The 21,513-nt window shown below is 63.4% G+C and carries 17 protein-coding genes; 9 read left to right on the forward strand and 8 right to left on the reverse strand.

The window, feature by feature from the left end:
- Position 1: 1 nt before the first annotated feature.
- The 7 genes from hcaC (at position 2) to BGP00_RS08765 (ending at position 10,488) form a co-directional block, all read left to right on the forward strand.
- Complete coding sequence (gene hcaC / locus BGP00_RS08735; RefSeq protein ID WP_168601967.1) at positions 2–319, forward strand: 3-phenylpropionate/cinnamic acid dioxygenase ferredoxin subunit; 318 nt, start codon at positions 2–4, stop codon at positions 317–319.
- On the forward strand, positions 316–1,128 hold the full coding sequence (hcaB, locus tag BGP00_RS08740) for a 3-phenylpropionate-dihydrodiol/cinnamic acid-dihydrodiol dehydrogenase (protein WP_168601966.1): 813 nt from the start codon (positions 316–318) through the stop codon (positions 1,126–1,128). The genes hcaC and hcaB overlap by 4 nt, the downstream gene beginning before the upstream one ends.
- Positions 1,125–2,084 carry a 3-carboxyethylcatechol 2,3-dioxygenase gene (locus BGP00_RS08745; protein WP_292690416.1) on the forward strand — a complete coding sequence of 320 codons (960 nt, stop codon included), beginning with the start codon at positions 1,125–1,127 and terminating at the stop codon, positions 2,082–2,084. Before hcaB ends, BGP00_RS08745 begins: the two co-directional genes overlap by 4 nt.
- Positions 2,081–3,307 (forward strand): FAD-dependent oxidoreductase, encoded by a 1,227-nt coding sequence (locus tag BGP00_RS08750; protein ID WP_292690419.1) that lies wholly within the window; start codon positions 2,081–2,083, stop codon positions 3,305–3,307. Before BGP00_RS08745 ends, BGP00_RS08750 begins: the two co-directional genes overlap by 4 nt.
- Before the next feature lie 239 nt (positions 3,308–3,546).
- Positions 3,547–5,772, forward strand: a complete 2,226-nt coding sequence (locus BGP00_RS08755; protein WP_292690421.1) for a TonB-dependent receptor — start codon at positions 3,547–3,549, stop codon at positions 5,770–5,772.
- A 497-nt stretch (positions 5,773–6,269) separates the two neighbouring features.
- Positions 6,270–7,967 (forward strand): diguanylate cyclase, encoded by a 1,698-nt coding sequence (locus BGP00_RS08760; RefSeq protein ID WP_292921276.1) that lies wholly within the window; start codon positions 6,270–6,272, stop codon positions 7,965–7,967.
- Between the two features lie 136 nt (positions 7,968–8,103).
- Positions 8,104–10,488, forward strand: coding sequence for a penicillin acylase family protein (locus BGP00_RS08765; RefSeq protein ID WP_292690426.1), 2,385 nt, complete (start codon positions 8,104–8,106; stop codon positions 10,486–10,488).
- Positions 10,489–10,503: 15 nt separating this feature from the next.
- Here BGP00_RS08765 and BGP00_RS08770 read toward each other — a convergent pair whose 3' ends face one another.
- Together BGP00_RS08770 and BGP00_RS08775 are read right to left on the reverse strand one after the other, a co-directional pair.
- Positions 10,504–11,799 (reverse strand): sigma-54 dependent transcriptional regulator, encoded by a 1,296-nt coding sequence (locus BGP00_RS08770; protein WP_292690429.1) that lies wholly within the window; start codon positions 11,797–11,799, stop codon positions 10,504–10,506.
- Positions 11,796–13,505, reverse strand: a complete 1,710-nt coding sequence (locus BGP00_RS08775) for an ATP-binding protein (protein ID WP_292690431.1) — start codon at positions 13,503–13,505, stop codon at positions 11,796–11,798. The genes BGP00_RS08770 and BGP00_RS08775 overlap by 4 nt, the downstream gene beginning before the upstream one ends.
- A gap of 242 nt (positions 13,506–13,747) precedes the next feature.
- Between BGP00_RS08775 and BGP00_RS08780 the strand changes: the two genes are divergently transcribed.
- Both BGP00_RS08780 and BGP00_RS08785 read left to right on the forward strand, forming a co-directional pair.
- Entirely contained in the window at positions 13,748–15,097 is a 1,350-nt protein-coding gene (locus BGP00_RS08780; protein WP_292690804.1) for a dicarboxylate/amino acid:cation symporter, read from the forward strand.
- A 53-nt stretch (positions 15,098–15,150) separates the two neighbouring features.
- Positions 15,151–16,647: an alginate export family protein gene (locus BGP00_RS08785; RefSeq protein ID WP_292690434.1), complete on the forward strand. Its 1,497-nt coding sequence runs from the start codon at positions 15,151–15,153 to the stop codon at positions 16,645–16,647.
- Between the two features lie 114 nt (positions 16,648–16,761).
- On the opposite strand, the gene BGP00_RS08790 is transcribed toward BGP00_RS08785, so the two are convergent.
- The 6 genes from BGP00_RS08790 to BGP00_RS08815 form a co-directional block, all read right to left on the reverse strand.
- Complete coding sequence (locus BGP00_RS08790) at positions 16,762–17,016, reverse strand: hypothetical protein (RefSeq protein WP_292690436.1); 255 nt, start codon at positions 17,014–17,016, stop codon at positions 16,762–16,764.
- 577 nt (positions 17,017–17,593) lie between these two features.
- Positions 17,594–18,334 (reverse strand): acetoacetate decarboxylase, encoded by a 741-nt coding sequence (locus tag BGP00_RS08795; RefSeq protein ID WP_168601958.1) that lies wholly within the window; start codon positions 18,332–18,334, stop codon positions 17,594–17,596.
- 24 nt (positions 18,335–18,358) lie between these two features.
- Positions 18,359–19,012, reverse strand: coding sequence for a 3-oxoacid CoA-transferase subunit B (locus BGP00_RS08800; RefSeq protein ID WP_292690438.1), 654 nt, complete (start codon positions 19,010–19,012; stop codon positions 18,359–18,361).
- Positions 19,013–19,015: 3 nt separating this feature from the next.
- Positions 19,016–19,666: a CoA transferase subunit A gene (locus BGP00_RS08805; protein ID WP_292690440.1), complete on the reverse strand. Its 651-nt coding sequence runs from the start codon at positions 19,664–19,666 to the stop codon at positions 19,016–19,018.
- Positions 19,667–19,722: 56 nt separating this feature from the next.
- Positions 19,723–20,658 carry an FAD-binding protein gene (locus BGP00_RS08810; RefSeq protein WP_292690442.1) on the reverse strand — a complete coding sequence of 312 codons (936 nt, stop codon included), beginning with the start codon at positions 20,656–20,658 and terminating at the stop codon, positions 19,723–19,725.
- 72 nt (positions 20,659–20,730) lie between these two features.
- Positions 20,731–21,477: an electron transfer flavoprotein subunit beta/FixA family protein gene (locus BGP00_RS08815; protein WP_292690443.1), complete on the reverse strand. Its 747-nt coding sequence runs from the start codon at positions 21,475–21,477 to the stop codon at positions 20,731–20,733.
- Positions 21,478–21,513: the final 36 nt, after the last annotated feature.

A 21,513-nucleotide genomic window follows, 5' to 3' on the forward strand; every position in this document is an offset into this window, starting at 1 on the left:
CATGACCAAATTCCACGTTTGCGCCGCCGCCGACCTTCCCTCCGGCGAAGCAAAGCGCATCGAGAGCGAGCCTGCCGTTTCGGTGTTTCACGTCGGCGGCGAATATTTCGCGCTGGCCGATCTTTGCACCCATGGCGATGCCTCGATGGCCGATGGCTATATCGAGGATGACTGCACGGTCGAATGCCCGCTCCATGCCGCACGCTTCTGTCTGCGCACCGGCAAGGCCTTGAGCCAGCCCGCCTATATCGATCTGGCCACCTATCCGGTGAGTATCGAGGACGGTGAGATCTACGTCACGGTGGAGAGCGCCGCGTGAGCCGCCTTGCCGGACAGGTCGCGCTGATCACTGGGGGCGGGTCGGGGCTGGGGCTGGCGATCCTGCGCCGCTTCGTGGCCGAGGGCGCGCGCGTGGGCGTGCTGGAGCGCGACGCGGGGCGCGTGGGGATGCTCAATGCGCAATATCCCGATGCGGTGCTGGCAGTGGAGGGCGATGTGCGCTCCTTTGCCGACAATGCCCGCGCGGTGGAGGCGGTCCTGGCGCGGTTCGGGCGGCTCGATTGCTTCATCGGCAATGCGGCCATCTGGGACCATGGCGCCACGCTGGTGGGGCGCAGCGGTGAGGAGCTGGAGCGCGGCTTTGACGAGCTCTTCGCCATCAATGTGAAAGGCTATCTGCTGGGCGCGAAGGCGGCGGCGCAGGCGCTGATCGAAAGCGAGGGGTCGATCATCTTCACCCTTTCCAATTCGGCCTTCTATCCCGGCGGCGGCGGCCCGCTTTATACCGCCTCCAAACATGCGGGCGTGGGCCTTGTGCGCCAATTGGCCTATGAACTGGCGCCCAAGGTGCGCGTCAATGCCGTTGCCCCCAGCGGCATGGCCAGCGACCTGCGCGGCGCGGCCGCACTGGGCCAGCAAGACCAGCGCATCATGGACAGCCGCAGCCCCGAGGCGATCAGCGCGATCCTGCCGCTGCAATTCTTTCCCGATCCCGATGATTTCGTCGGCCCCTATGTCATGCTGGCCAGCCGGGCCGACAATCGCACGCTGAGCGGGGTTTTCATCAACGCCGATTGCGGGCTGGGCATCCGGGGCATCCGCCATGTGGCCGGAGGGCTGGATCTGTGAGCAACATCCGCCTGATCTGTGCCTCGCACACGCCGATGATGGAATTCATCCATCCCGCCCCCGAGGTCGAAGCGGGCGCACGCGCCGCCTTTGCCGATCTGGCGCGTGAGGTCGAAGCCTTTGATCCGCAACTGATCGTGATGTTCGCGCCCGATCATTTCAATGGTTTCTTCTATGACCTGATGCCGCCCTTCTGCCTTGGCGTGCGGGCGCGCGGGGCGGGAGACTGGGATTACTGGGCCGATGCCCTGCCGGTGCCAGAGGCGCTGGCGCTCGATCTGGTCCGTCATGTCCAGAATGAAGGCGTGGATCTGGCCTATTCCTATCGGATGCAGGCCGACCATGGCTTTACCCAGCCGCTGGCGCTGCTGACCCGCGATGTGACGCGCTATCCGGTGCTGCCCATTTTCATCAATGGCGCGGCCCATCCGCTGCCGCCGGTCCATCGCGCGCTGGCGCTGGGGGCTTCGGTGGGGCGCTTTCTGGCCGGGCGTTCCGAACGGGTGCTGATCATCGGTTCGGGCGGGCTCAGCCATGATCCGCCCACACCGCAGATGGGGCATGTGGGGCCCGAGGTCGAGGAATTCCTGATCGCCGGGCGCAATCCCGCCCCCGAGGCGCGCGCGCGCCGTCAGGCCAATGTGCTGGCCAAGGGCGAGGCTCTGGCGCGCGGCGAGGCCAAGGGCGAGACGCTGCCGCTTGATGCCGCATGGGATGAAGGGCTGATCGAGGACTTTCTGGCCGGGCGCCTTGGCCGCTTTGAAACCATGAGCGATGCGGAAATTTCCGCGCGCGGCGGGCGCGGCGGGCATGAGATCCGGGCCTGGGTCGCCGCATTTGCCGCGATGCAGGCGATTGGACCCTATGCCGCCACGCGCCACTATTACCACCCGATCGACGAATGGATTGCGGGCATGGGCATGGTTTCCGCGCGCAACATGGCGGAGACGGTATGACGGCGCCCTGCTTCCTCATTCTGGGTGCGGGCCATGCCGGAACGGCGGCGGCATCGGCCATGCGCGCGGCCGGTTTTGCGGGCCGGATCGTGATGATCGGCGATGATCCTCATCTGCCCTATGAACGCCCGCCGCTTTCCAAGGAAGCGCTGCGCGGCGCCGATGGGGTCGCCCCGCCGATCTATCCGGCCAATTTCTACGCCGACCGCGCCATTGAGCTGAAACTGGGGCAGGCCGCGACAGCCATTGATCCGGGTGCGCAGGTCGTCACACTGGCCAGCGGCGAAAGCATCGGCTTTGACAAGCTGCTGATCGCCACAGGGGCGCGTGCGCGGCGCTATCCCTTGCTCGACCGACTGGGCGAGGCGGCTCATGTCTTGCGCAGCGCCGATGATGCGCGGCGCCTGAGCGCGGAGCTGGTGCCGGGCCGCCGCCTGCTGGTGGTGGGCGGCGGGGTCATCGGGTTGGAGGTGGCGGCCACGGCCTCGGCTCTGGGCCTGTCGGTTGATGTCATCGAGCGGGCGCCCCGCCTGCTGGCGCGCGGGGCGCCCGAGCCGCTGGCCAATCTGCTGGCGCAGGCGCACCGCGATCATGATGTGGCGCTGCATTGCGGGGTGGAACTGGCCGATGCCTTGCGGGATGGCGGAAAGGTCCGCCTGACCTGCGCGAAGGGTGGTGATTTTACCGGCGATCTGGTGGTCTACGGCATTGGCGTGACGCTCAATGATGAGCTGGCCGCCGCTGCCGGACTGGCGATGGATGACGGCATTCTGGTCGATGCGCAAGGCCGCACCAGCCACCCCGCCATCTATGCCGCAGGCGATATTGCCCGTCAGGAACACGCCTTCATCTGCGGCATGGTGCGTCAGGAAACCTGGGCCAATGCCCTGCATCAGGGCGGTTTGGCCGGGCGCGCGATGGTGACGGGCCAGACCGGCGCGCAGGAAGTGCCGTGGTATTGGACCGATCAGTTCGGCGTCAATTATCAGGTCGCGGGCCGCACCAGCGCCCGCCACTGGATCACCCGCCGCGAGGACGGAAGGCCAAGGCTGATCTTCGGGCTTGAGGACGGTGTTCTGACCGGGGCGGTGGGCATTGATGCGGGCGCGGACATGCGGGCCGCGCGCAGGATGATCGAACAGGGCCTGCGTCCCGATCCTGCGGTTCTGGCCGATCCGTCCGTGGCGGTGCGCAAGATTGGCCACGCCGCACATATGGTTTGAACAAACATGAGGGGGAGGAACAAGATAATATAATCAGGGAGAAAGAAGCCGCAGCGGGCCTATCGAGGCGATGACTGCGGCCTGTGCCGGGCCGTGCCGATCATGCGCAAGGCCCCGGCTTCATACAGTTCTACATGCAAAACGGTCGGTGCCGGATGCGGCGCCGGGGCCGATCGCGTCCGGCCGCCCTGTTGCATCAGGGCATGAAAAGGGCCGGACCGCCAACAGGGGAGAGCATCATGAAGACGCTAACGATGAAATCCGCGACCGGCCTTGCGCTGGTGATGATGGCCCATGCCGCGCCCGCCGCGGCGCAGGAGGCCGGGCCGAAGGTGGAATCCGCCGACATTGTGGTCACCGCGCAGCGCCGCAAGGAAACCGCGCAATCCATTCCCGTGGCGCTGACCGCCCTTGGCGGCGATCAGATCGCCAAGACCGGCATCGTCAACCTCGGCAATATCGCCACGCAAGTGCCCAATTTCTATTTCGGCAGCTTTGGCGCGGTGCGGCCCCAGCTTTATATTCGCGGCATCGGCACCCGCTCCTTCGATCCGGGCTCGGAAAGCTCGGTGGGCGTGTTTGCCGATGACGTCTATTATGGGCGCTCTTCGGGCAGTTTCGGCGCCATGAAGGATGTGGAGCGTATCGAAGTGCTGCGCGGCCCGCAGGGCACGCTTTATGGCCGCAACACCATCGGCGGCGCGATCAATGTCATCACCAAGGCGCCCACCGATCACCTGACCGGCGATTTCGAGGCGGGCGTGTCGAATTACAACGGGTGGAACCTGTTCGGCGCGGTGGGCGGCCCGATTTCGGGCGACAAGGTGATGGCCCGCGTGGCGCTCTGGACCACCCAGCGTGACGGTTATTCGACCAATCTGACCACGGGCAACCGTTTTCAGGGGCTGGACAATACCGGCGGGCGGATCCGCGTGACGCTCAAGCCCGTTGATGGCCTCAAGATCGACCTTGGCGCCGATTTCATGGTCGATGGCAACAAGGCCGCCTTTGCCGGGTTCAATCAGGGCACCTCGACCAACCCGAACGCGGTGTTCTTTGCCGGGGCGGGCTTTACGGCCACCCCGCCCAAGTCGCTCTACGAAGGCTATCTGGTCCATGACCCTGTGCTCAGCCGCCATGCCCAGACCTATTCGGCCAAGATCGACTATGCGCTGAATGATCTTTCGATCACCTCGATCACCGCGCTGCGCCATCTCGACAGCTATGACGGGCGCGAGCTGGAAGGCTCGTCGCTGGACGTGCTCCAGCAACTGACCAATGAACGCTCGAACCAGTTCACGCAGGAATTGCGCCTGACCTCGGCGCCGGGGGGCGGCCTGTCCTTTGGCGGCAAGGTGGACTGGATTTTGGGAGCCTATTACTATCACGACGGTTCCAGCCGCATCGACACATTCCCGATGGGCAAGAACTGGGCCTATTACACCGTCACCACCAGCGCGGTGGACGTTTCGGCCTCGACCTATGGCGCCAATGCCTGGGCGGTGTTCGGCCAGGCGGCGGTGCATATCAATGACCGGCTGACGGTGACGCTGGGCGGGCGCTATTCGAACGACACGAAATGGGCCAACCAGTCGGGCACCAACACCAACCCCGGCCTGCCGCTGATCGCGGTGCCCTTTGCCACTACCAACCACCTGTCCTCCTCCAGCGCCGATCCGCGCGTGGTGGTCGATTACAAGCTGAGCCGCGACGCCAAGGTCTATGCCAGCTATTCCACCGGCTATAAGGGCGGCGGGTTTCAGTATATTCCCTTCACGCTGGCCGTGGCCAACAGCACGTTTCAGCCCGAATATCTGACCGCCTATGAGGCCGGGTTCAAGACCGACTGGCTCAACCGTGCGCTGCGCGTCAACGGCGCCTTCTTCTGGTATGATTACAAGAACCTGCAGGTGGCGCGCATCATCGGTTCAGTCAGCTCGGCAACGCCCCTGATTGCCAATGCGGCCAGTTCGACGATCAAGGGACTGGAGCTGGAAATCACCGCGCATCCCACCGCGCGCACCACGCTGGGGCTGGCCTATGGCTATCTGGATGCCAAGTATGACCAGTTCATCTATAATGCGACCACCGATTTCTCGAACACCACGATGGTGCGCGCGCCCAAACATTCGCTCAGCCTGAATGCCGAGCAGCGCATCGCGCTGGGCGCAGGCCGCGAACTGACGCTGCGGGCCGAATACAGCTATATGACCCGCTTCTTCCACGAGCCGGGCCAGGGCAATATCGCCTATGGCGCGGGCATGCCGCTGACCGAGGAGGCCGCCTATGGCCTGCTCAACCTGCGCGCGGGGGTGGATATCGGCGCGGTGCGCGTGTCGGCCTATGTCACCAATCTGGCGGACAAGGCCTATCGCCGCACGATCCTCTATCTGCCCAATGGTTCCTCGGTCGGTTTCTCGGGCGAGCCGCGCCTCTACGGCGTTTCGGTCGGCTATCACTTCTGATGCCGCATCTGGCCGCGCTGATTATCTCAGCGCGGCCTTGCCGCCTTCTGAAACATTCGCGAAATTTCGCAGAAACAGCCCGGTCCTACTCCCGAGAATGCGGGAGCGGGGATTGCTGCATAACGGATTCTCAAACAGCGATGTTGTGCGCGCCCGTTCTGACCGAGGCGGCGCACCCATTGCGCCAAGCGTCATCTCCACGGTTCTGCCGACCGACCCGCGCGTCGGCCATCCCCAAACCCGCCAAAGTTTCCGCGCCGCGAGGTTTGTGGAGCAGGAGGTTCAAATTTTGATAAGTGAATGGCCTTATATGTTAGGAAGAAAGAATTAGAGAAGGCTGAAATGGTCGCTCGTAATCTATATGCGAAACGGCGATAAATGCATCCATTTCGGACATAACTTATCCGCTGCTTATAGTATTATTAATTCGTCTGATTTACCACTTTTTACCCATGGATGCTGATTGCTCCCCTTCACCCGAACGGGCTCCCAGCTACATGCGTGCGCTTTGGGCGGGCATGGCCTATTTTTGCCTGGCGGCGCTGACCCTGCGTTTGACCAGCGACGGGCGCAACCATGCCACGATCTGGATTGCCGATGCCGTCATTCTCGGCCTGCTGCTGCAATTGCCGCGCGCGCAATGGCGCCCGGTGCTGGTCGCGGGGCTGATTGCCAATCATCTGGCCAATGATGTGGTGCGCGGCTTTGCATGGGGGCATATACTCTATGCGGCAATCAATATCGCGCAGGTCTGGGTGGCGGCCGTTTCTCTCAAACGCAGGCTTGCCACCTCCAGCATCCTTTCGGACATGCGGACTCTGGGCCTTTTCGTATTGTGGGCCGGGCTGATTACGCCCGCCATCGGCGGCCTATTCGGTTCGCTCACCTCGATGGCGATCTATCAGCAGCCTTTCCTGCCCTCCTTCGCGCGCTGGTTTTTCAGCAACGGTCTGGGCATCGTGGTGGCGACGCCCTTTTTCAACTCGATCTGGGATGGTTCCTATGCCGAATTCTATCGCGGCAAGAGCGCTCTCCAGCGTTGGAAGATGCTCGTTCTGCTTGTCGGCTACGCCGCTCTGGTCGATCTGGTTTTCCGGCAGGCCGACAGGCCGCTGCTGTTCCTGCCCGTCAGCGCGCTTGTCCTGCTGACCTTTCCGCTGGGGCGTCATGGCATCAAGGTCGGCATACTGATCACGGCCGTCATCGGCACATTGGCCACCATCGCGAACCGGGGGCCGATTGCGCTGATGCATGGCGACCTGCTCGCGAAATCGATCTTTTTCCAATTCTATCTGATCATGACGCTGGCCACCTGCCTGACCGTGGTGGCCATCATCACCTCGCGGGCCGAGTTTTCGGCCAAACTGGATGATCGAGACAAATCCATCCGGATGATTCTGGCCAACAGCCCGGACGCGGTGCTGGGTTTCGATGCCCATGGCTGCTGCATCTTTGCGGGCGGGCCGACAGAGGCCTTGCTCGACACCCCGTCTCAGGATCTGGTGGGCCTTTCCTTGCCGCAACTGGCCCAAAAATGGCCCGAACTCGACGGTTTTCTCGATGGCAGGGAGACAGTCGTCGAACTCCAGTCAAATCAGGGCTTTTGTGTCGAGGCGTCCTTTGCCCTGCTGGACCCGATTGCTGCCGGATCGGGGGCCGTGATCACATTCCACAATATCACCGCCCGCGCGCTGCGCGAACGCGAACTGGCCAAAAAGGTTTTTACCGATGATCTGACACAGGTTCTCAACCGGGCCGGATTCCATCAGGGCGTGCATGAAGTGCTCAAGGAGGGCGTGACCTGTTCGCTGGCCCTGATTGATGTCGACCATTTCAAGGAAATCAATGACCGATATGGTCATGGCAAGGGCGATGAAGTCCTTTCCCGAATCGGCCAATGCCTGAGAACGGAAACCCGCATGACCGATCTTGTGGGCCGCATCGGAGGGGATGAATTCGCCATCCTGTTCCGTGCCGATGCCACCACGGCAGCCAAGGTCTGTGGCCGCATTCTTGAAAGATGCCGTGGGCTGACAGGCTCGATCGAGGGCGGCTATCCTGAATATGTGACGCTGAGCTGCGGCATTGCGCAGATGATGCCGGGCTGGAGCAAAGCCCAATTGTTCCGAACCGCCGATGAAGCCCTTTACGAGGTCAAGGCGCAGGGGCGCAATGCGGTCCGCCTGCGGGTATGACTCTTGCGCCGACGCTGTCGAAAGACCTCACGCACAGGCCTGCCACCCCCTGCTAATACGCCTAAATGCGGCCATTGCCCCCACTTGCCGCGCAGGACCGCTGTGGCATGATGATGCCCACAGGGGGAGTTTTATTATGCTCAAGCCATCCGCCATTCGCCTGCTTGCGGCGCTGCCGCTGCTTGCTGCCGCGCCTCATGCCATGGCGCAGGAGGCGCGCAGGCTCGAAGGTCTTGCCGCCCCGGCAAGGATCGTGGTCGATCACTGGGGCATTGCGCATATCTATGCCGCCAGCACGCATGATGCCTTCTTCGTCCAGGGCTATAATGCCGCGCGCGACCGGCTGTGGCAGATCGACCTGTGGCGCAAGCGTGGGCTGGGGCGTCTGGCGGAAAGTTTCGGCCCCGGTTTCGCGGAGAAGGACCGTGCCGCGCGGCTGTTCCTTTATCGCGGCGATATGGGCCGGGAATGGGCCGCCTATCCCGCCGGAGCGCAGGCAATGACGCAGGCCTTTGCCGATGGCGTTAACGCCTATATCGCGCAGGTCGAGGCGGGCAAGGCGCCCCTGCCGCGCGAATTCACCCTGACCGGGACGAAGCCGGAACGTTTCACAGCCGAGGATATCGTCCGTATCCGCAGCCATACGCTGGTCAGCAATGCCGCATCGGAGGCCACCCGCGCCCGCGCCATTTGCAAGGGCAGCCTGAAATGGGAAAACCTGCGCCGCTTCCTCTCGCCCGCGCATGAACCGGTGGTGCCCAAGGGGCTGGCCCCCTGCGCCGTGCCGGAAAAGCTGATGCGCGATTATGTGCTGGCCACCGGCGATGTCTCCTTCGACGGGGTGAAGCTGGCCTCGGCGGAGGGCAATGTGACATTGGCCCTGCGCAACATCAATGAACAGGGCGAAGGGTCGAACAATTGGGTGGTGGATGCCGCCCATTCGCAGACGGGCCGCCCCATTCTGGCCAATGATCCCCATCGCGGGCATGGCGTGCCCTCGCTGCGCTATGTAGTCGATATCAACGCGCCCGGCCTGCATATCGCCGGGGCGGGGGAGCCTGCGCTGCCCGGTCTGACCTTTGGCCATAATGAGGTTGCGGCATGGGGGATCACGATCTTCTACGCCGATCAGGAAGACCTCTATGTTTACAAGACCAGCAAGGATCATCCCGGCGCCTATTTCTACAAGGGCGCATGGACGCCCTTTGAAGTGGACCGCCAGCCGTTGGCGGTCAAAGGCGAGGGCGCGCGCCAGATCGAATTGAAATTCACCCGTCACGGCCCGGTGATCTATGAGGATGCGGAAAAAGGCCTCGCCTTCGCCATGCGTACGGTATGGAGCGAGCCGGGCGCTTCGGGCTATTTCAACGCGGCATGGATGTTCGGCGCCACGCAATGGAATGATTTCGAGATCGCGCATCAGCGCTGGGGGGCGCCGCCGCTCAATCTGGTCTATGCCGATACGCATGGCGACATCGGCTGGCGCGCCTCGGCCTTTGTGCCCCGGCGCAAGGGGTGGGACGGCCTGATGCCGGTGCCGGGCGATGGGCGCTATGAATGGCAGGGCATGGTGAAGCCCGATGATCTGCCGATGATCAAGAATCCTGCGCGCGGCTGGGTGGCGACCGCCAATCAGATGAATCTAGACAAGGACTATGATTCGAACAAACAGCCCATCGGCTATGAATGGGTGGACCGCTCGCGCATTGACCGGATCGAGACCTTGCTCTCGGCCAAATCGAAATTGAGCCTTGCCGATATGGAGGCGATCCAGACCGACGTGACCAGCCCGCTGGCGGCGCGCAGCGCGGCGCTGGTCGGGAATGTGGGCGGCCTGTCGGGGGATGCGGCGCGGGCGGCCGCGCTGCTGCGTGGCTGGAACGGCCATGAAGGCGTCGACAGCGCGCAGGCCGCGCTTTACGAAATCTGGATCGCGCGTCATTTGCGCAAGGCTCTGGCCGAGGCGGTGGTGTCGCCTGATCTTCAGCCCTTCTTTGCCGATGCCTCGGTTCCCGGTGTGATCGACTGGCTGGCGACGCTCGATCCGCGTCTGGGGTCCGATCCGGCGGCGGTAAGGGACAAGGTGGTCGGCCTCTCGCTGGCCGGGGCATGGGCCGAGGCGACCAAATTGCTGGGGCCCGATCCCAAGGCGTGGCGCTGGGGCGATCTGCACCGTGCCGATTGGGCGCCCGCAGCGGCGCGCGTCGCGCCCGCGCTGGAAAAGCCGCAATGGTCGGTCGGCCCCCTGCAGATTGCCGGGTCGGGCTCGACACCGGCGGCGGCCACCTATCGTGGCGCGGGCTTTGGCGTGATGGCGGGCGCCTCGGTGCGGATGGTGCTGGACGTGGGCGCGTGGGACAATTCGCGTATCATCAACACGCCGGGCCAGTCGGGCGATCCGCAAAGCCCGCATTACCGCGATCTGTTTCCGCGTTGGGCGGCGGGACAATATGTCCCCTTCCTGTTCAGCGAGGCGGCGGTCAAGGCCAATGCGGAAAGCGTGATCGAACTGACGCCCTGAGACGCCTTGCGCGGATCATCTCTCGTCCATGATATCGGCCCGCATGGACCGCAGATCCAGTCCCAGCCTTTTGGCGCGATAATAGAAGGTCTTGCGCGGAATGCCCAGCAGGCCGATGGCGCGTGCCATCTCGCCTTTGGCCTCCTGCACTGCCTGAAGAATGGCCGCGCTTTCAAACGCATCCAGCCGTTCGGGCAGCGTGGCCTTGTGGCCGGTCGATGCGGCTTCGCCATGGCTTTCCAGCCCCAGACAATAGCGTTCGGCGAAATTCTCCAATTCGCGCAGATTGCCGGGCCAGTCTCTGGTGTCGAGATGATGGATGCTGTCGTCGATGGGCGGTGCCGGGCGGTCCAGCCGCTCGGCCGCCTTTTGCAGGAAATGGGCAAACAGCAGCCGGATATCCGCCCGCCTTTCGCCCAGAGGCGGCATACGCAGCGGTACGCCCGCGACGCGGTGATAAAGCGCGTCGGACACATGCCCGCGTCTGCCCTCGGCCATGCTGGCGATGATGCGTGTGTCGATGGCTTCAGGGTCGCGCGTGTCCAGCGCGATGGCGCGTTTCTCGGCAAATTGGGCCAGTCGCCTTTGCAGATCTTCCCCGGTCTGATCCAGATTGTCCAGAAACAGCGTGCCGCGATGGCTGGAGGAGATGATGCCGCCCCGGGCAAACATTTCCTTTTCGACTATCGCGGGCGGGATTACGGCGCAGTCCACGGTCACAAAGCGGTGCCGGGATCGGGCTCCCGCCCGGTGGACACAGCGCGCGAACAATTCCTTGCCGGTGCCGGTCTGGCCTTCGATGGCAAGGTCAATGTCGCTTTGGCCCAGCACCGGGATCATCGCCCGCAAGCGCCGGATCATCGAGGTTTCGCCCAGAAGGGCCTGTTCCGCGCCGCCCTGGGCCGCACGGCGAAGCGCGCGATTTTCCAGCACCAACCGCCGGGCCTTGGTGGCCCGCCCCGCCGCCGCCAGCAAGGCATCGGGCGCAAAAGGCTTTTCAATGAAATCCCACGCGCCCGCCTTGAGCGCGTCCACCGCCATCTGGACATCGGCATGGCCCGAGATCAGCAGCACGGGAAGATCCCGGTCGCGCTCCTGCAGGAGGCGAAACAATTCCACCCCCGACATTTGCGGCATACGCACATCGGAAATGACGATCCCGGCAAAATCCGCGCCAATCGCCTGTGCGGCCTCGACCCCGCCCGAAAAACCCAGAACCTGATAACCGGCCAGACCGAGCAATTGCGTGGCGGCCTCGCGCAGGTCATCGTCGTCATCGACAAGCGCCACAAGGGGCAGGGCGGCGGTCATGTCGCGGGCCTCATCGTCATTTCAAAGCAGGCGCCCTCCGGTTGATCGACATAGCGCAGTGTGCCGCCCGCATCGGTCATGATATCCTGAGAGATGACCAGGCCGAGGCCCAGCCCATCCGGGCGGCTGGTGACAAAGGGGGTGAACAGGCGGGCTTTCAGATCCTCGGCAATGCCGGGGCCATTGTCGGAAATGGCAAGCGTGATGGCCTGATCCTTCCCGTGCAGCCGCAGCGTGATGGCGGGTGTGGGCGTGCCGCGCAGCGCCTGCGCGGCGTTTTGCAGCAGATTGACCAGAACCTGCTCCAGCCTCACCTTGCCCCCTTCCACCATGGCGTCATCATCGGGCAGGTCCACCGCGATGCCTTTCAACTGCTCTTTCAGGATCAGCAGCGCGCCCTCGATCACCTCGCTGACGGCAACGGGGGCCTGATCCGTCGCGCCCCGGCGCGAAAAGCCGCGCAGCTCGGCGGTTACCGAGCCAATGCGATCGGCAAGGCGGGCTATGGTGTTGAGGTTTTTATGAACCGTCTCGCTGTCGCCGCGCTCCAGCAGCAGGCGGCTGGTATCGGCATAGGTGCGGATGGCGGCGACGGGCTGGGCGGTTTCATGGGCCACGCTGGCGGTGATCTGGCCCAGCGAGGCGAGCCGGTTGGCCTGACGCAGCCCTTCGCGAAGGTCCGCCGCGCGCGCTTCCAGGGCGGCGCGCTCGTCCATTTCCCGGCGCAGATCGGCGGTGCGGTCGGCCACGGCCTGTTCCAGCTCGTCGGTTCGCGCCCGCCGCTCGCGGCCGCGTTCCAGCCACATCCAGCCGATGATCGCCATGCCCAGCACCAGCGCGGCGGCCACCGCCGCAGCGATGCGGGCAAACAGGATCGCCCCATCCACCGGACGCAAAAGGGTGATCGACCAGCCCGGCTGGGCCAGCGCTTCCTGCAACAGGATCACGGGTCGGCCTTCCAGCGTCGCGTGTTGCGCGCGCAGGCTGGCGGGAATGAACCTTGCGGCAAGGGGCGACACCATCGCATCGGCATCAAAGGCGGCCAGCGCGGCCCCCGGCACCGGCCTGGTCAGGTAAAAGCGCCATCCCGGACGGCTGGAAACAAGGACAATGCCATTTTCGTCGGTGACAAAAGTGGTGCCGTCCCCTTTGGCCCAGTCCGCCTCGATCCGGTCAAATTCGAGCTTGATGGTGACCACGCCGCCCTGCGCGGTGCGCTGGGCGATATAGAGGCCCGGTCGGCGGCTGACCGTGCCCATCGCGAAATGGCTGGCGCCGCCATGGGCCAGCGCGTCGCGGAAATAGCGGCGTCGGCTGTAATCGGATCCGACAAAGCTTTTGGGTGATCGCCAGTTGCTGGCGGCAATGGCTTTGCCATCCGGGCCGATGACATAGATGATGGGGGCGCCCGTCGTCGTCACCAGACCTTCCAGCTTGTGGTTGAGCGCGGAGCGCGCGCTGGCGCTGCCCTGCAAGGCGAGAACCACGTCCCGATCATCGGCAAGCGCGATGGGCAGCAGGCGAAAGCGCGCCATCTCGCTGGTGATCAGCGCCTTTCGCATCAGCATGTCGGTGCGGGCGGTGTCCATTTCCAGCGCCAGCCCCCGCCTTTCGACCACGACATAGGCCAGCGCCGCCGCTGCCATCGCGGCGATCAGGCCGGTGATGGCCCAGCGCAGGCGCAAAGGATGATTCGTGGGCCACATGCGCCCGTTTTAGTCCGGCGCGCGCGATGTGCCAATATTTGCACATCGGCAATTGGGAGGAATGTCAAAACTTGCCCGCATACACTTGGTGGTTTCGATTTAATGGTATGATATAAAAAGGAAATATTGATTTCCCAATCCCATTTTGCCCGCATGTCCGCCGCCCATATCCTGCCCCCTATGGCCACGGATCCACAAGAAGGTTCGCCATGGCCATGTGGAAAGGACTGAAAGCCAAGACCATGGACCATCTCGCCCTTGCAGGCACCGGCGTGCCCCATTCCGATATTCGTCGCCCCTGGTACAGACATCTCTATGTTCAGGTGCTGGCGGCCATTGCCGCAGGCGTGCTGCTCGGCCATTTCTCCCCCCATCTGGGCGAGGCGATGAAGCCGATCGGCGATGCTTTCATCAAGCTGGTCAAGATGATCATTGCCCCGGTCATCTTCCTGACCATTGCCACAGGGATTGCGGGCATGCGCGATCTGGCCTCGGTGGGGCGAGTGGCGGGCAAGGCCTTTGCCTATTTTCTGACCTTTTCTACGCTGGCGCTGTTTGTCGGGCTGATCGTGGCCAATGTCGTCCATCCCGGCGCGGGGCTGAATATCGACCCGGCCACGCTGGATGCCAGCAAAGTGGCCGATTATGCCGAAAAGGCCCATGAAACCACGGTCACTGGCTTTCTGGTGGGCATCATCCCGGAAACCTTCGTCGGCGCGCTGTCCGAGGGCAGCATCCTGCAAACGCTGTTCGTGGCGATCCTGTTCGGCACCAGCCTCGCCTTGCTGGGCGAACGCACCGAGCGCCTTGTGGTGGCGCTGGAGGAGGTGTCGCTGGCGATCTTCAAGGTGGTGTCGATCCTGATGCGCGCCGCGCCTTTCGGGGCCTTCGGGGCCATGGCCTTCACCATCGGCAAATATGGCACCGGGGCGCTGGTCCATCTGGCCGGGCTGGTGGCCACTTTCTATCTCACCTCGCTGCTGTTCGTGATCGTGGTGCTGGGTCTGGTGGGCTGGGCCTGCGGTTTTTCGATCTTCAAGCTGGTGGCCTATCTCAAGGATGAACTGCTGCTCGTGCTGGGCACATCCTCGTCCGAAAGCGCGCTGCCCAGTCTGATCGAAAAGATGGAGCGGGCCGGCTGCCCCAAGTCGATTGTCGGCCTTGTCGTGCCCACGGGCTATTCCTTCAACCTTGACGGCACCAATATCTATATGACGCTGGCCGCGCTGTTCATCGCACAGGCCTGCAATGTGGATCTGTCCCTTGGCCAGCAATTGTCGCTGCTGGCGGTCGCGATGCTGTCGTCCAAGGGCGCAGCGGGGGTAACGGGCGCGGGCTTCATCACGCTGGCGGCCACCTTGTCCATCGTGCCCAGCGTGCCGGTGGCGGGCATGGCGCTGATTTTGGGCATCGACCGCTTTATGAGCGAATGTCGCAGCCTGACCAATTTCATCGGCAATGCGGTCGCCACGGTCGTCGTTTCGCGCTGGGAAGGCAAGCTGGACACGGCGCAACTGGCGCTTGCCCTGAATGGCGGGGCCACCGCCAGCGCGCCCTTCGTCCCCGCGCAGGCCCCTCAGGCCGCAGAATAACCAGACAAAAGGGGCGGCGCCAAGACCGCCCCGACTGACCGGAGAGCTCCCCCATGACCAGTTTTTCGCGACGCCCCGGCGGCGGCGCTGCCCTTTTGCTCGCCCTTTTTTCCGGTGCCGCGGCCCATGCGCAGGTGATCGGCCCGCCCGATCGCGTCAGTCAGGCGCTGGCCGCTCCTCTGTCCGAAGCCTATCCGGCCGATGGCGCGGGCGACGGCGTGACCAGCGCAGGCTATAACCAGTCGCGCTGGGTTGAGGATTGGAGCAGGCTGCGCGATCCGGCCAAACGGCGCAGCGCCATCGACCACCTCAAATTCATCCCGCTCGATGCGGCAGGCGACATCTATGTCACGCTATCGGGCGAATTGCGGCTGCGCGTGAATGAGACCACCAACCCGGACCTGAAAGATGCGCAGGCTCAAAGACAGGATATTGCCCGCATCGTGGGCGGGGCAGACCTGCACATCGGCCCGCATATCCGCGTCTATGCCGAAGTGGCCCATGCGGGCATTTCGGGGCGCAATATCGGTACGCCATCGGGTTATCTGGACAATACCGCCATTGTTCAGCAGTCCTTTGCCGATGTCACCGCCAAGGTGGCCGGGGTCAAGCTGGGCGTGCGCTATGGCCGCCAGACCTTTTCCGACGGGCCGAACCTGCTGCTGGTGCCGCGCGACAATAACACGATCTTTCTGTCCTATAACGGTTTCCGGGGCTGGGCGAAGGCGCGGCATATGCGGATCGACATGTTTGATTTTACTCCCACCCGCCCCGGACAACAGGGCACGGGCGACGATCTGAACAAGGACACGCGCCGGTTTTCGGGTATTTCGGGGGGCTTGCGCATTCCCAATGACTGGCTGGGCGGATCGAAACTCTATCTCGATCCCTTTTACTGGCGCCTGCGCAACACGGCGGCCGTATGGGGGGCGACAACCGCCCATGAAGTGCGCGAATTCTACGGCCTGCATCTGTGGGGCGATGCCGGGCCGGTCAACCTTGACTGGACCGTCAATTATCAGGCTGGTCATTATGACAATCGCCCGATCGCGGCCTGGCAGGTGCTGATGGCGCAATCCTATCGGCTTGGGCGCAACCACTCGGCGCCGCGCGTGGGCTTTCATGCCGATTATGCCACCGGCGGCGGGGCCTATGGCACGGGCAAGCTGAAGACCGCGCTCGCGCCCTTGGGCAACAATATCTATTACAGCTATCAGCTTTACGCCACGCCGACCAATCTGATCGCCATCGCGCCCAATTTCAGTTTCCAGCCCGCATCGAACCTGCGCGTTTCGCTGGAATATCAGTTTTCATGGCGCGAAACGGTCCATGATGCGGTCTATCGCGCCAATGGCACAGCCTTTGCCGGAACCCAGAACGCGGCGGGGCGCAAGATCGCCGAAACCGCCCGCGCGCAGGCCGTCTGGACCGTGTCACCCCATGTTTCCGTGACCGGTCGGTATGAGCATCTGCACGCCGGCCCGGCGCTGACCAACGCCGGTTTCAAAAGCTCCGATTTCTTTGCCGGCTGGATCAGCTTCCGCTTCTGAACGATGGGAGGAGATGGTGGGGGCGCCTTATTGCGGCCTCTGATCCGAGCCAAAGAGCTTTCGCCGCAAATTGGCAAAATGCTGCCAACGCCACAGCAGGATCAGCCCTGTGCCCTAAATGGCCCATCCGACATGGGCGGCATCGCGAATGGGGTTGCTGCCAAAGGTAAAGCCGTCCTCGCCGCGATAGTCGAAATGCATGGGCGGATAGTCTCGCCGGACTGATATTTGCGCTGGGTCAGGCCAGGAGGGGCGGGCTGATACGAACGTCAGCGAGATCAGCGCACCGACGCCCAGCACGCTCATCAGCGGTTGCGTCCACTCGTCCTGACGAGCCCGACTGTTGACCACACCATCGAGATGACGCAAGCGTAGCCCGCGTCTTCAGGAGCGGATCCACGGTGTTATCGAGCCTCAGGACGCTGGCGCCCTGTTCCCGCACCCGGCCATTGAAGGTCTTGCGGTTCGTCGGCCCAACCTTCAAGCCATAACCCCGCAGACACATCTCAAGATTGATGTAGCGCGTCTGGAGCATCTTGCGCCCGGCGAGCAGGGTTCGGTTCTTCTACGCCACCTGGGGTTTGCAATGAACCCGGCGATACCGCTTCCGGACCGATTGCCGTCATCTCAAGGCTAGACACACCAAACCAGGCAATAATTCCTTCCGGCTCGCTCGCAACATGCGCCTCCTTCACGATTTTACCTGCTGGATCCACAGCTCAGAAATACGAGACCTCAAGCGGAACATCGATGCTGGTATAGCAGCTCATGGCGGTCTCCCAAGATGCTTGGCGCAGCCTCACCGGCGACGCCGTTCAATCATCCTACCAGAAGGCCGCCGGCAGGGTAATGACTATATTACGAAAAGGCCTGCGCGCCATATAGCGCGCGGGCCTTTTCGCGGGCACGGATCAGCGGTGTTAAGCGCTGAAGATTCTCGCCTGCGTCAGGGACACATGTAATCGTGGACAACCTTGCCCATCCCCAACGTCACGTCCGTTACGAAATGCACGGCCGAAAGCACTTCACGCACCGGTAGGCGGCTGACATCGGCGCGAACATGGTCAAAGAACTGGAGGCTGGCGGGCCCCGACCAGGCGCCCTTCACCACGTAATCCTCAAGGTGGTATTCCACCAGCTCGCAGATGCGCGGAGTGCCATCCACATGCGGAATGCTTTTCAGCAGGAAGTTGGGCAGTTCCAGCGCCTTGGTGATGGGCGTGTGCTCAAGGATTTCGTGCTTGTAGCCCATTGTCATGTTCACGCAGCGAATCGAGCCGCAATCGAGTGTGCCTACCAGTACCTCGCCTTCCACGCGCAAGTTAGGCTTGGCCAGCTTCTTGGGAAAGCCCCAGATCTCGCGCCCGCCAACGATAGGCGCCGCGGCATCCAGATACATGGCGTGGGTGTAATTGCCCTCGCGGCCTTCGAAACGCACCGGGATGACCTGGCCCGTTTCGGTATAGTCGCCAAAGCCAACCGAATCCGGCATCCGGATGAATTCATACTTCACTACCGGTTCGACGATTTCCAGCGGTTCGGGCACTACGGCGCGCAGCGCTTCAATATCTGTGCGGTAGGTGATGATGACAAATTCGCGGTTGTAGAAACGGAACGGCCCGCGCGGATAGGAAGGGTTAGCAAAGGGAATAGCGAAAGCTTTGTTCTTTACATCATTGATTTTCATGAGTCAGGTGTCCTCGCACGCAGGTCAGGCAGCCAGATCCATCTCGGGAACGACACCCTTGATGATCAGCGTTGCCGCAGTGGCTTCCACGATTTGCTCCACGGTTACGCCTGGCGCGCGCTCTTCCAGCACAAGGCCGGCATCGGTGGGGCGGATCACGGCCATGTCGGTGATGATCAGGTCCACCCGGCGGTCTGCGGTGAGCGGTAGGGTGCACTTGGGCACGATCTTGGGCGCGCCCTTGGCGGTGTGCTGCATCGCCACGATCACCCGGTTGGCGCAGGCAACCAGATCCATCGCGCCGCCCATGCCCGGCACCATTTTGCCCGGCACGATCCAGTTGGCCAGGCGGCCCGTCTCGTCGACCTGAAGCCCGCCCAGCACCGTGACGGCAAGATGGCCGCCACGCACCAGTCCGAAGGAGAGATTGCTGTCGATCGACATGGCCCCCGGAACCGCACTTGCAAAGCCTCCGCCTGCATCGGTCAACGAGGGATCTTCCAGCCCCGGCGCGGGTTTGGCGCCCAAGCCTACCAGGCCGTTTTCGGAATGGAAAAAAATGCCGTTTTCGGGCGAAACATAGGCTGCCACCCCGGTCGGCAGCCCGATGCCGAGATTGACGAAGCTGTCGGGTTCCAGCTCCTTGGCGGTGCGGCGCAGAATGATGTCCTTGCTCATGGCTCAGGCCCTCGCGATCAGATGGTCGATAACGATGCCGGGCGTGCGCACATCGTCGGGCGTTATTGCGCCCACCGGCACGATAACGCGGGCTTCGGCAAAGACGGTGTCGGCCGCCATCGCGATCGCCGGGTTAAAGTTCAGTTCGGTCAGCGTGTAGGCAAGGTTGCCCACCATGTCGGCGCGGTCGGCATAGACGAAGCCGAAATCGGCGGCGAGCGGCGGGGCATAGAGCCACTGCTCGCCGTTCAGCGTCAGCACCTCGGCCTCGTCGGCCACGATAGTGCCCAGCCCGGTCTTGGTCAGCACGCCGCCCAGTCCGTGGCCCTTGGCGCGGATCTGTTCGACCAGTGTGCCCTGCGGCACCAGATCAACCTGCATCGTCTTTTCGATCAGGCCTTTTTGCGTATCAGGATTGGTTCCGATATGCGAGGCGACAACGCGCGCCACCTGGCCCGAACTGATCAGCGCGCCGATGCCTTCACCGGCAAAGCCGGTGTCATTCGAGATAATGGTGAGGTTCTTCTTGCCTGAGGCCAGCAGGGCCTCGATCAGCCGCTGTGGGCGACCACAGCGCAAAAAGCCGCCGATCATGATGGAAGCGCCATCGGGAATGCCGGCAACGGCCTCCTCGGGGGAAATTGGGTGTTTCATGGCAATCTCGTTTTTCCGTCTGTATGGTGCCGTCGCCGGTGCGGCGAGGGGGAGGGTCAGCCCAGCGCGGCTTCGATCTGCGGCACGGCCTGGAACAGGTCGGCCACCAGGCCAAAATCGGCCACCTGGAAGATCGGGGCCTCTTCGTCCTTGTTGACAGCCACGATCACCTTGCTGTCCTTCATGCCGGCCAGGTGCTGGATAGCACCGGAAATGCCGAGCGCGATGTACAGTTCAGGCGCCACGATCTTGCCGGTCTGGCCCACCTGGAAATCGTTGGGGGCATAACCGGCATCCACCGCCGCGCGGCTCGCGCCCACGGCCGCGCCCAGCTTGTCGGCCAGCGGCAGCAGCACCTCGTTGAACTTTTCTGCCGAACCGAGCGCACGACCGCCCGAAACGATGACCTTGGCCGAACCCAGCTCCGGGCGCTCGCTCTTGGCCATTTCCTCGCGCACGAAAGTGGCGCGGCTTTCGGCGACCGGGACGGCCACCGCTTCCACCGGGGCGCCCGCGCCATCGGCCGGAGTGGCGGCAAAGGCGGCGGTGCGCACGGTGAACACCTTCACCCGCTCAGGGTTTTTCACCACCTCGATGGCGTTGCCGGCATAGATGGGGTGTTCGAAAGTGTCGGGCCCGGCGACCTTGGTGACATCGGAGACCTGCATCACTTCCAGCCTGGCGGCGATGCGCGGTAGCAGGTTCTTGCCTGCGCTGCTGGCGGGGGCGACGATCGCATCATAGCCCGGAGCGATGGACAGCACCAGCGCGGCCAGCGGCTCGGCCAGGCGGTGGGCATAGGCTTCGGCATCGGCCAGCAGCACCTTGGCCACGCCCTGCAATTTGGCCGATGCCTCGGCGGCGCTCTGCGCGCCCTGGCCGGCCACGAGGATATCCACCTCGCCGCCCAGCGCGCGGGCCGCGGTCAGCGCCTTGGTTGTCGCATCGGCGACGGTCTGGTTGTCATGATCTGCAATGAGAAGGGTTTTCATGGATCTTGTCCTGAATGAAGCGTGGGGGCAAAATGCGCCGGCGTTCGCCAAAACGCCCAAGGCGCGCTGCGCTTACAGAACGCCGACGGCCTTGAGCTTGCTCACAAGCTCCTGCGCATCGGCCACCTTGATGCCGGCCTTGCGGGCGGCGGGCTCGCGCACTTCCACCACGCTGAGGCGCGGGGTCAGATCCACGCCGTAGGTTTCCGCCGTCTTTGTTTCGACGGGCTTCTTCTTGGCCTTCATGATGTTGGGCAGCGAAGGATAGCGAGGTTCGTTCAGGCGCAGGTCGGTTGTAACAAGCGCAGGCAGCGAAAGGCGAAGCGTCTGGTGCCCGCCATCCACTTCGCGGGTAACGACCAGCTCGGCCCCATCCAGTTCCACCTGCGAGGCGAAGGTGGCCTGCGGCCAGTCCAGCAATGCGGCCAGCATCTGGCCGGTCTGGTTGCTGTCATCGTCGATGGCCTGCTTGCCGGTCAGCACCAGATCAGGCTTTTCTTCCTCCACCACCTTGGCCAGCAGCTTGGCGATGGTCAGCGGTTCGACGCGGCCCTCGGCCTCGACCAGGATGCCGCGATCCGCGCCAATGGCCAGCGCTGAACGGATGGCGTCGGTGGCCTTGCCAACGCCCACCGAGACGACCACCACTTCGGCCGCCTTGCCCGCTTCGCGCAGGCGCACCGCCTCTTCCACCGCGATTTCGCAGAAGGGATTGATCGAAAGCTTGACGTTGGCAAGATCGATGCCGCTGCGGTCGGCCTTCAGCCGGGGCTTCGCATTGGAATCGATTGCCAGCTTGACCGGAACGAGAATTTTCATCGGAAACTGTCTCTCAGCAATGTTGCGCCGGGCCGT

This window comes from Novosphingobium sp. 63-713, from assembly GCF_001898925.1.
Lineage (GTDB): Bacteria > Pseudomonadota > Alphaproteobacteria > Sphingomonadales > Sphingomonadaceae > Novosphingobium.

Bases quoted from the DNA above. Each gene is read 5' to 3' on its own strand.
- hcaC (WP_168601967.1), top strand. From the start codon at position 2: ATGACCAAATTCCACGTTTGCGCCGCCGCCGACCTTCCCTCCGGCGAA.
- BGP00_RS08750 (WP_292690419.1), top strand. From the start codon at position 2,081: ATGACGGCGCCCTGCTTCCTCATTCTGGGTGCGGGCCATGCCGGAACG.
- BGP00_RS08755 (WP_292690421.1), top strand. From the start codon at position 3,547: ATGAAGACGCTAACGATGAAATCCGCGACCGGCCTTGCGCTGGTGATG.
- BGP00_RS08760 (WP_292921276.1), top strand. From the start codon at position 6,270: ATGCGTGCGCTTTGGGCGGGCATGGCCTATTTTTGCCTGGCGGCGCTG.
- BGP00_RS08765 (WP_292690426.1), top strand. From the start codon at position 8,104: ATGCTCAAGCCATCCGCCATTCGCCTGCTTGCGGCGCTGCCGCTGCTT.
- BGP00_RS08770 (WP_292690429.1), bottom strand. From the start codon at position 11,799: ATGACCGCCGCCCTGCCCCTTGTGGCGCTTGTCGATGACGACGATGAC.
- BGP00_RS08775 (WP_292690431.1), bottom strand. From the start codon at position 13,505: ATGTGGCCCACGAATCATCCTTTGCGCCTGCGCTGGGCCATCACCGGC.
- BGP00_RS08780 (WP_292690804.1), top strand. From the start codon at position 13,748: ATGGACCATCTCGCCCTTGCAGGCACCGGCGTGCCCCATTCCGATATT.
- BGP00_RS08785 (WP_292690434.1), top strand. From the start codon at position 15,151: ATGACCAGTTTTTCGCGACGCCCCGGCGGCGGCGCTGCCCTTTTGCTC.
- BGP00_RS08795 (WP_168601958.1), bottom strand. From the start codon at position 18,334: ATGAAAATCAATGATGTAAAGAACAAAGCTTTCGCTATTCCCTTTGCT.
- BGP00_RS08800 (WP_292690438.1), bottom strand. From the start codon at position 19,012: ATGAGCAAGGACATCATTCTGCGCCGCACCGCCAAGGAGCTGGAACCC.
- BGP00_RS08805 (WP_292690440.1), bottom strand. From the start codon at position 19,666: ATGAAACACCCAATTTCCCCCGAGGAGGCCGTTGCCGGCATTCCCGAT.
- BGP00_RS08810 (WP_292690442.1), bottom strand. From the start codon at position 20,658: ATGAAAACCCTTCTCATTGCAGATCATGACAACCAGACCGTCGCCGAT.
- BGP00_RS08815 (WP_292690443.1), bottom strand. From the start codon at position 21,477: ATGAAAATTCTCGTTCCGGTCAAGCTGGCAATCGATTCCAATGCGAAG.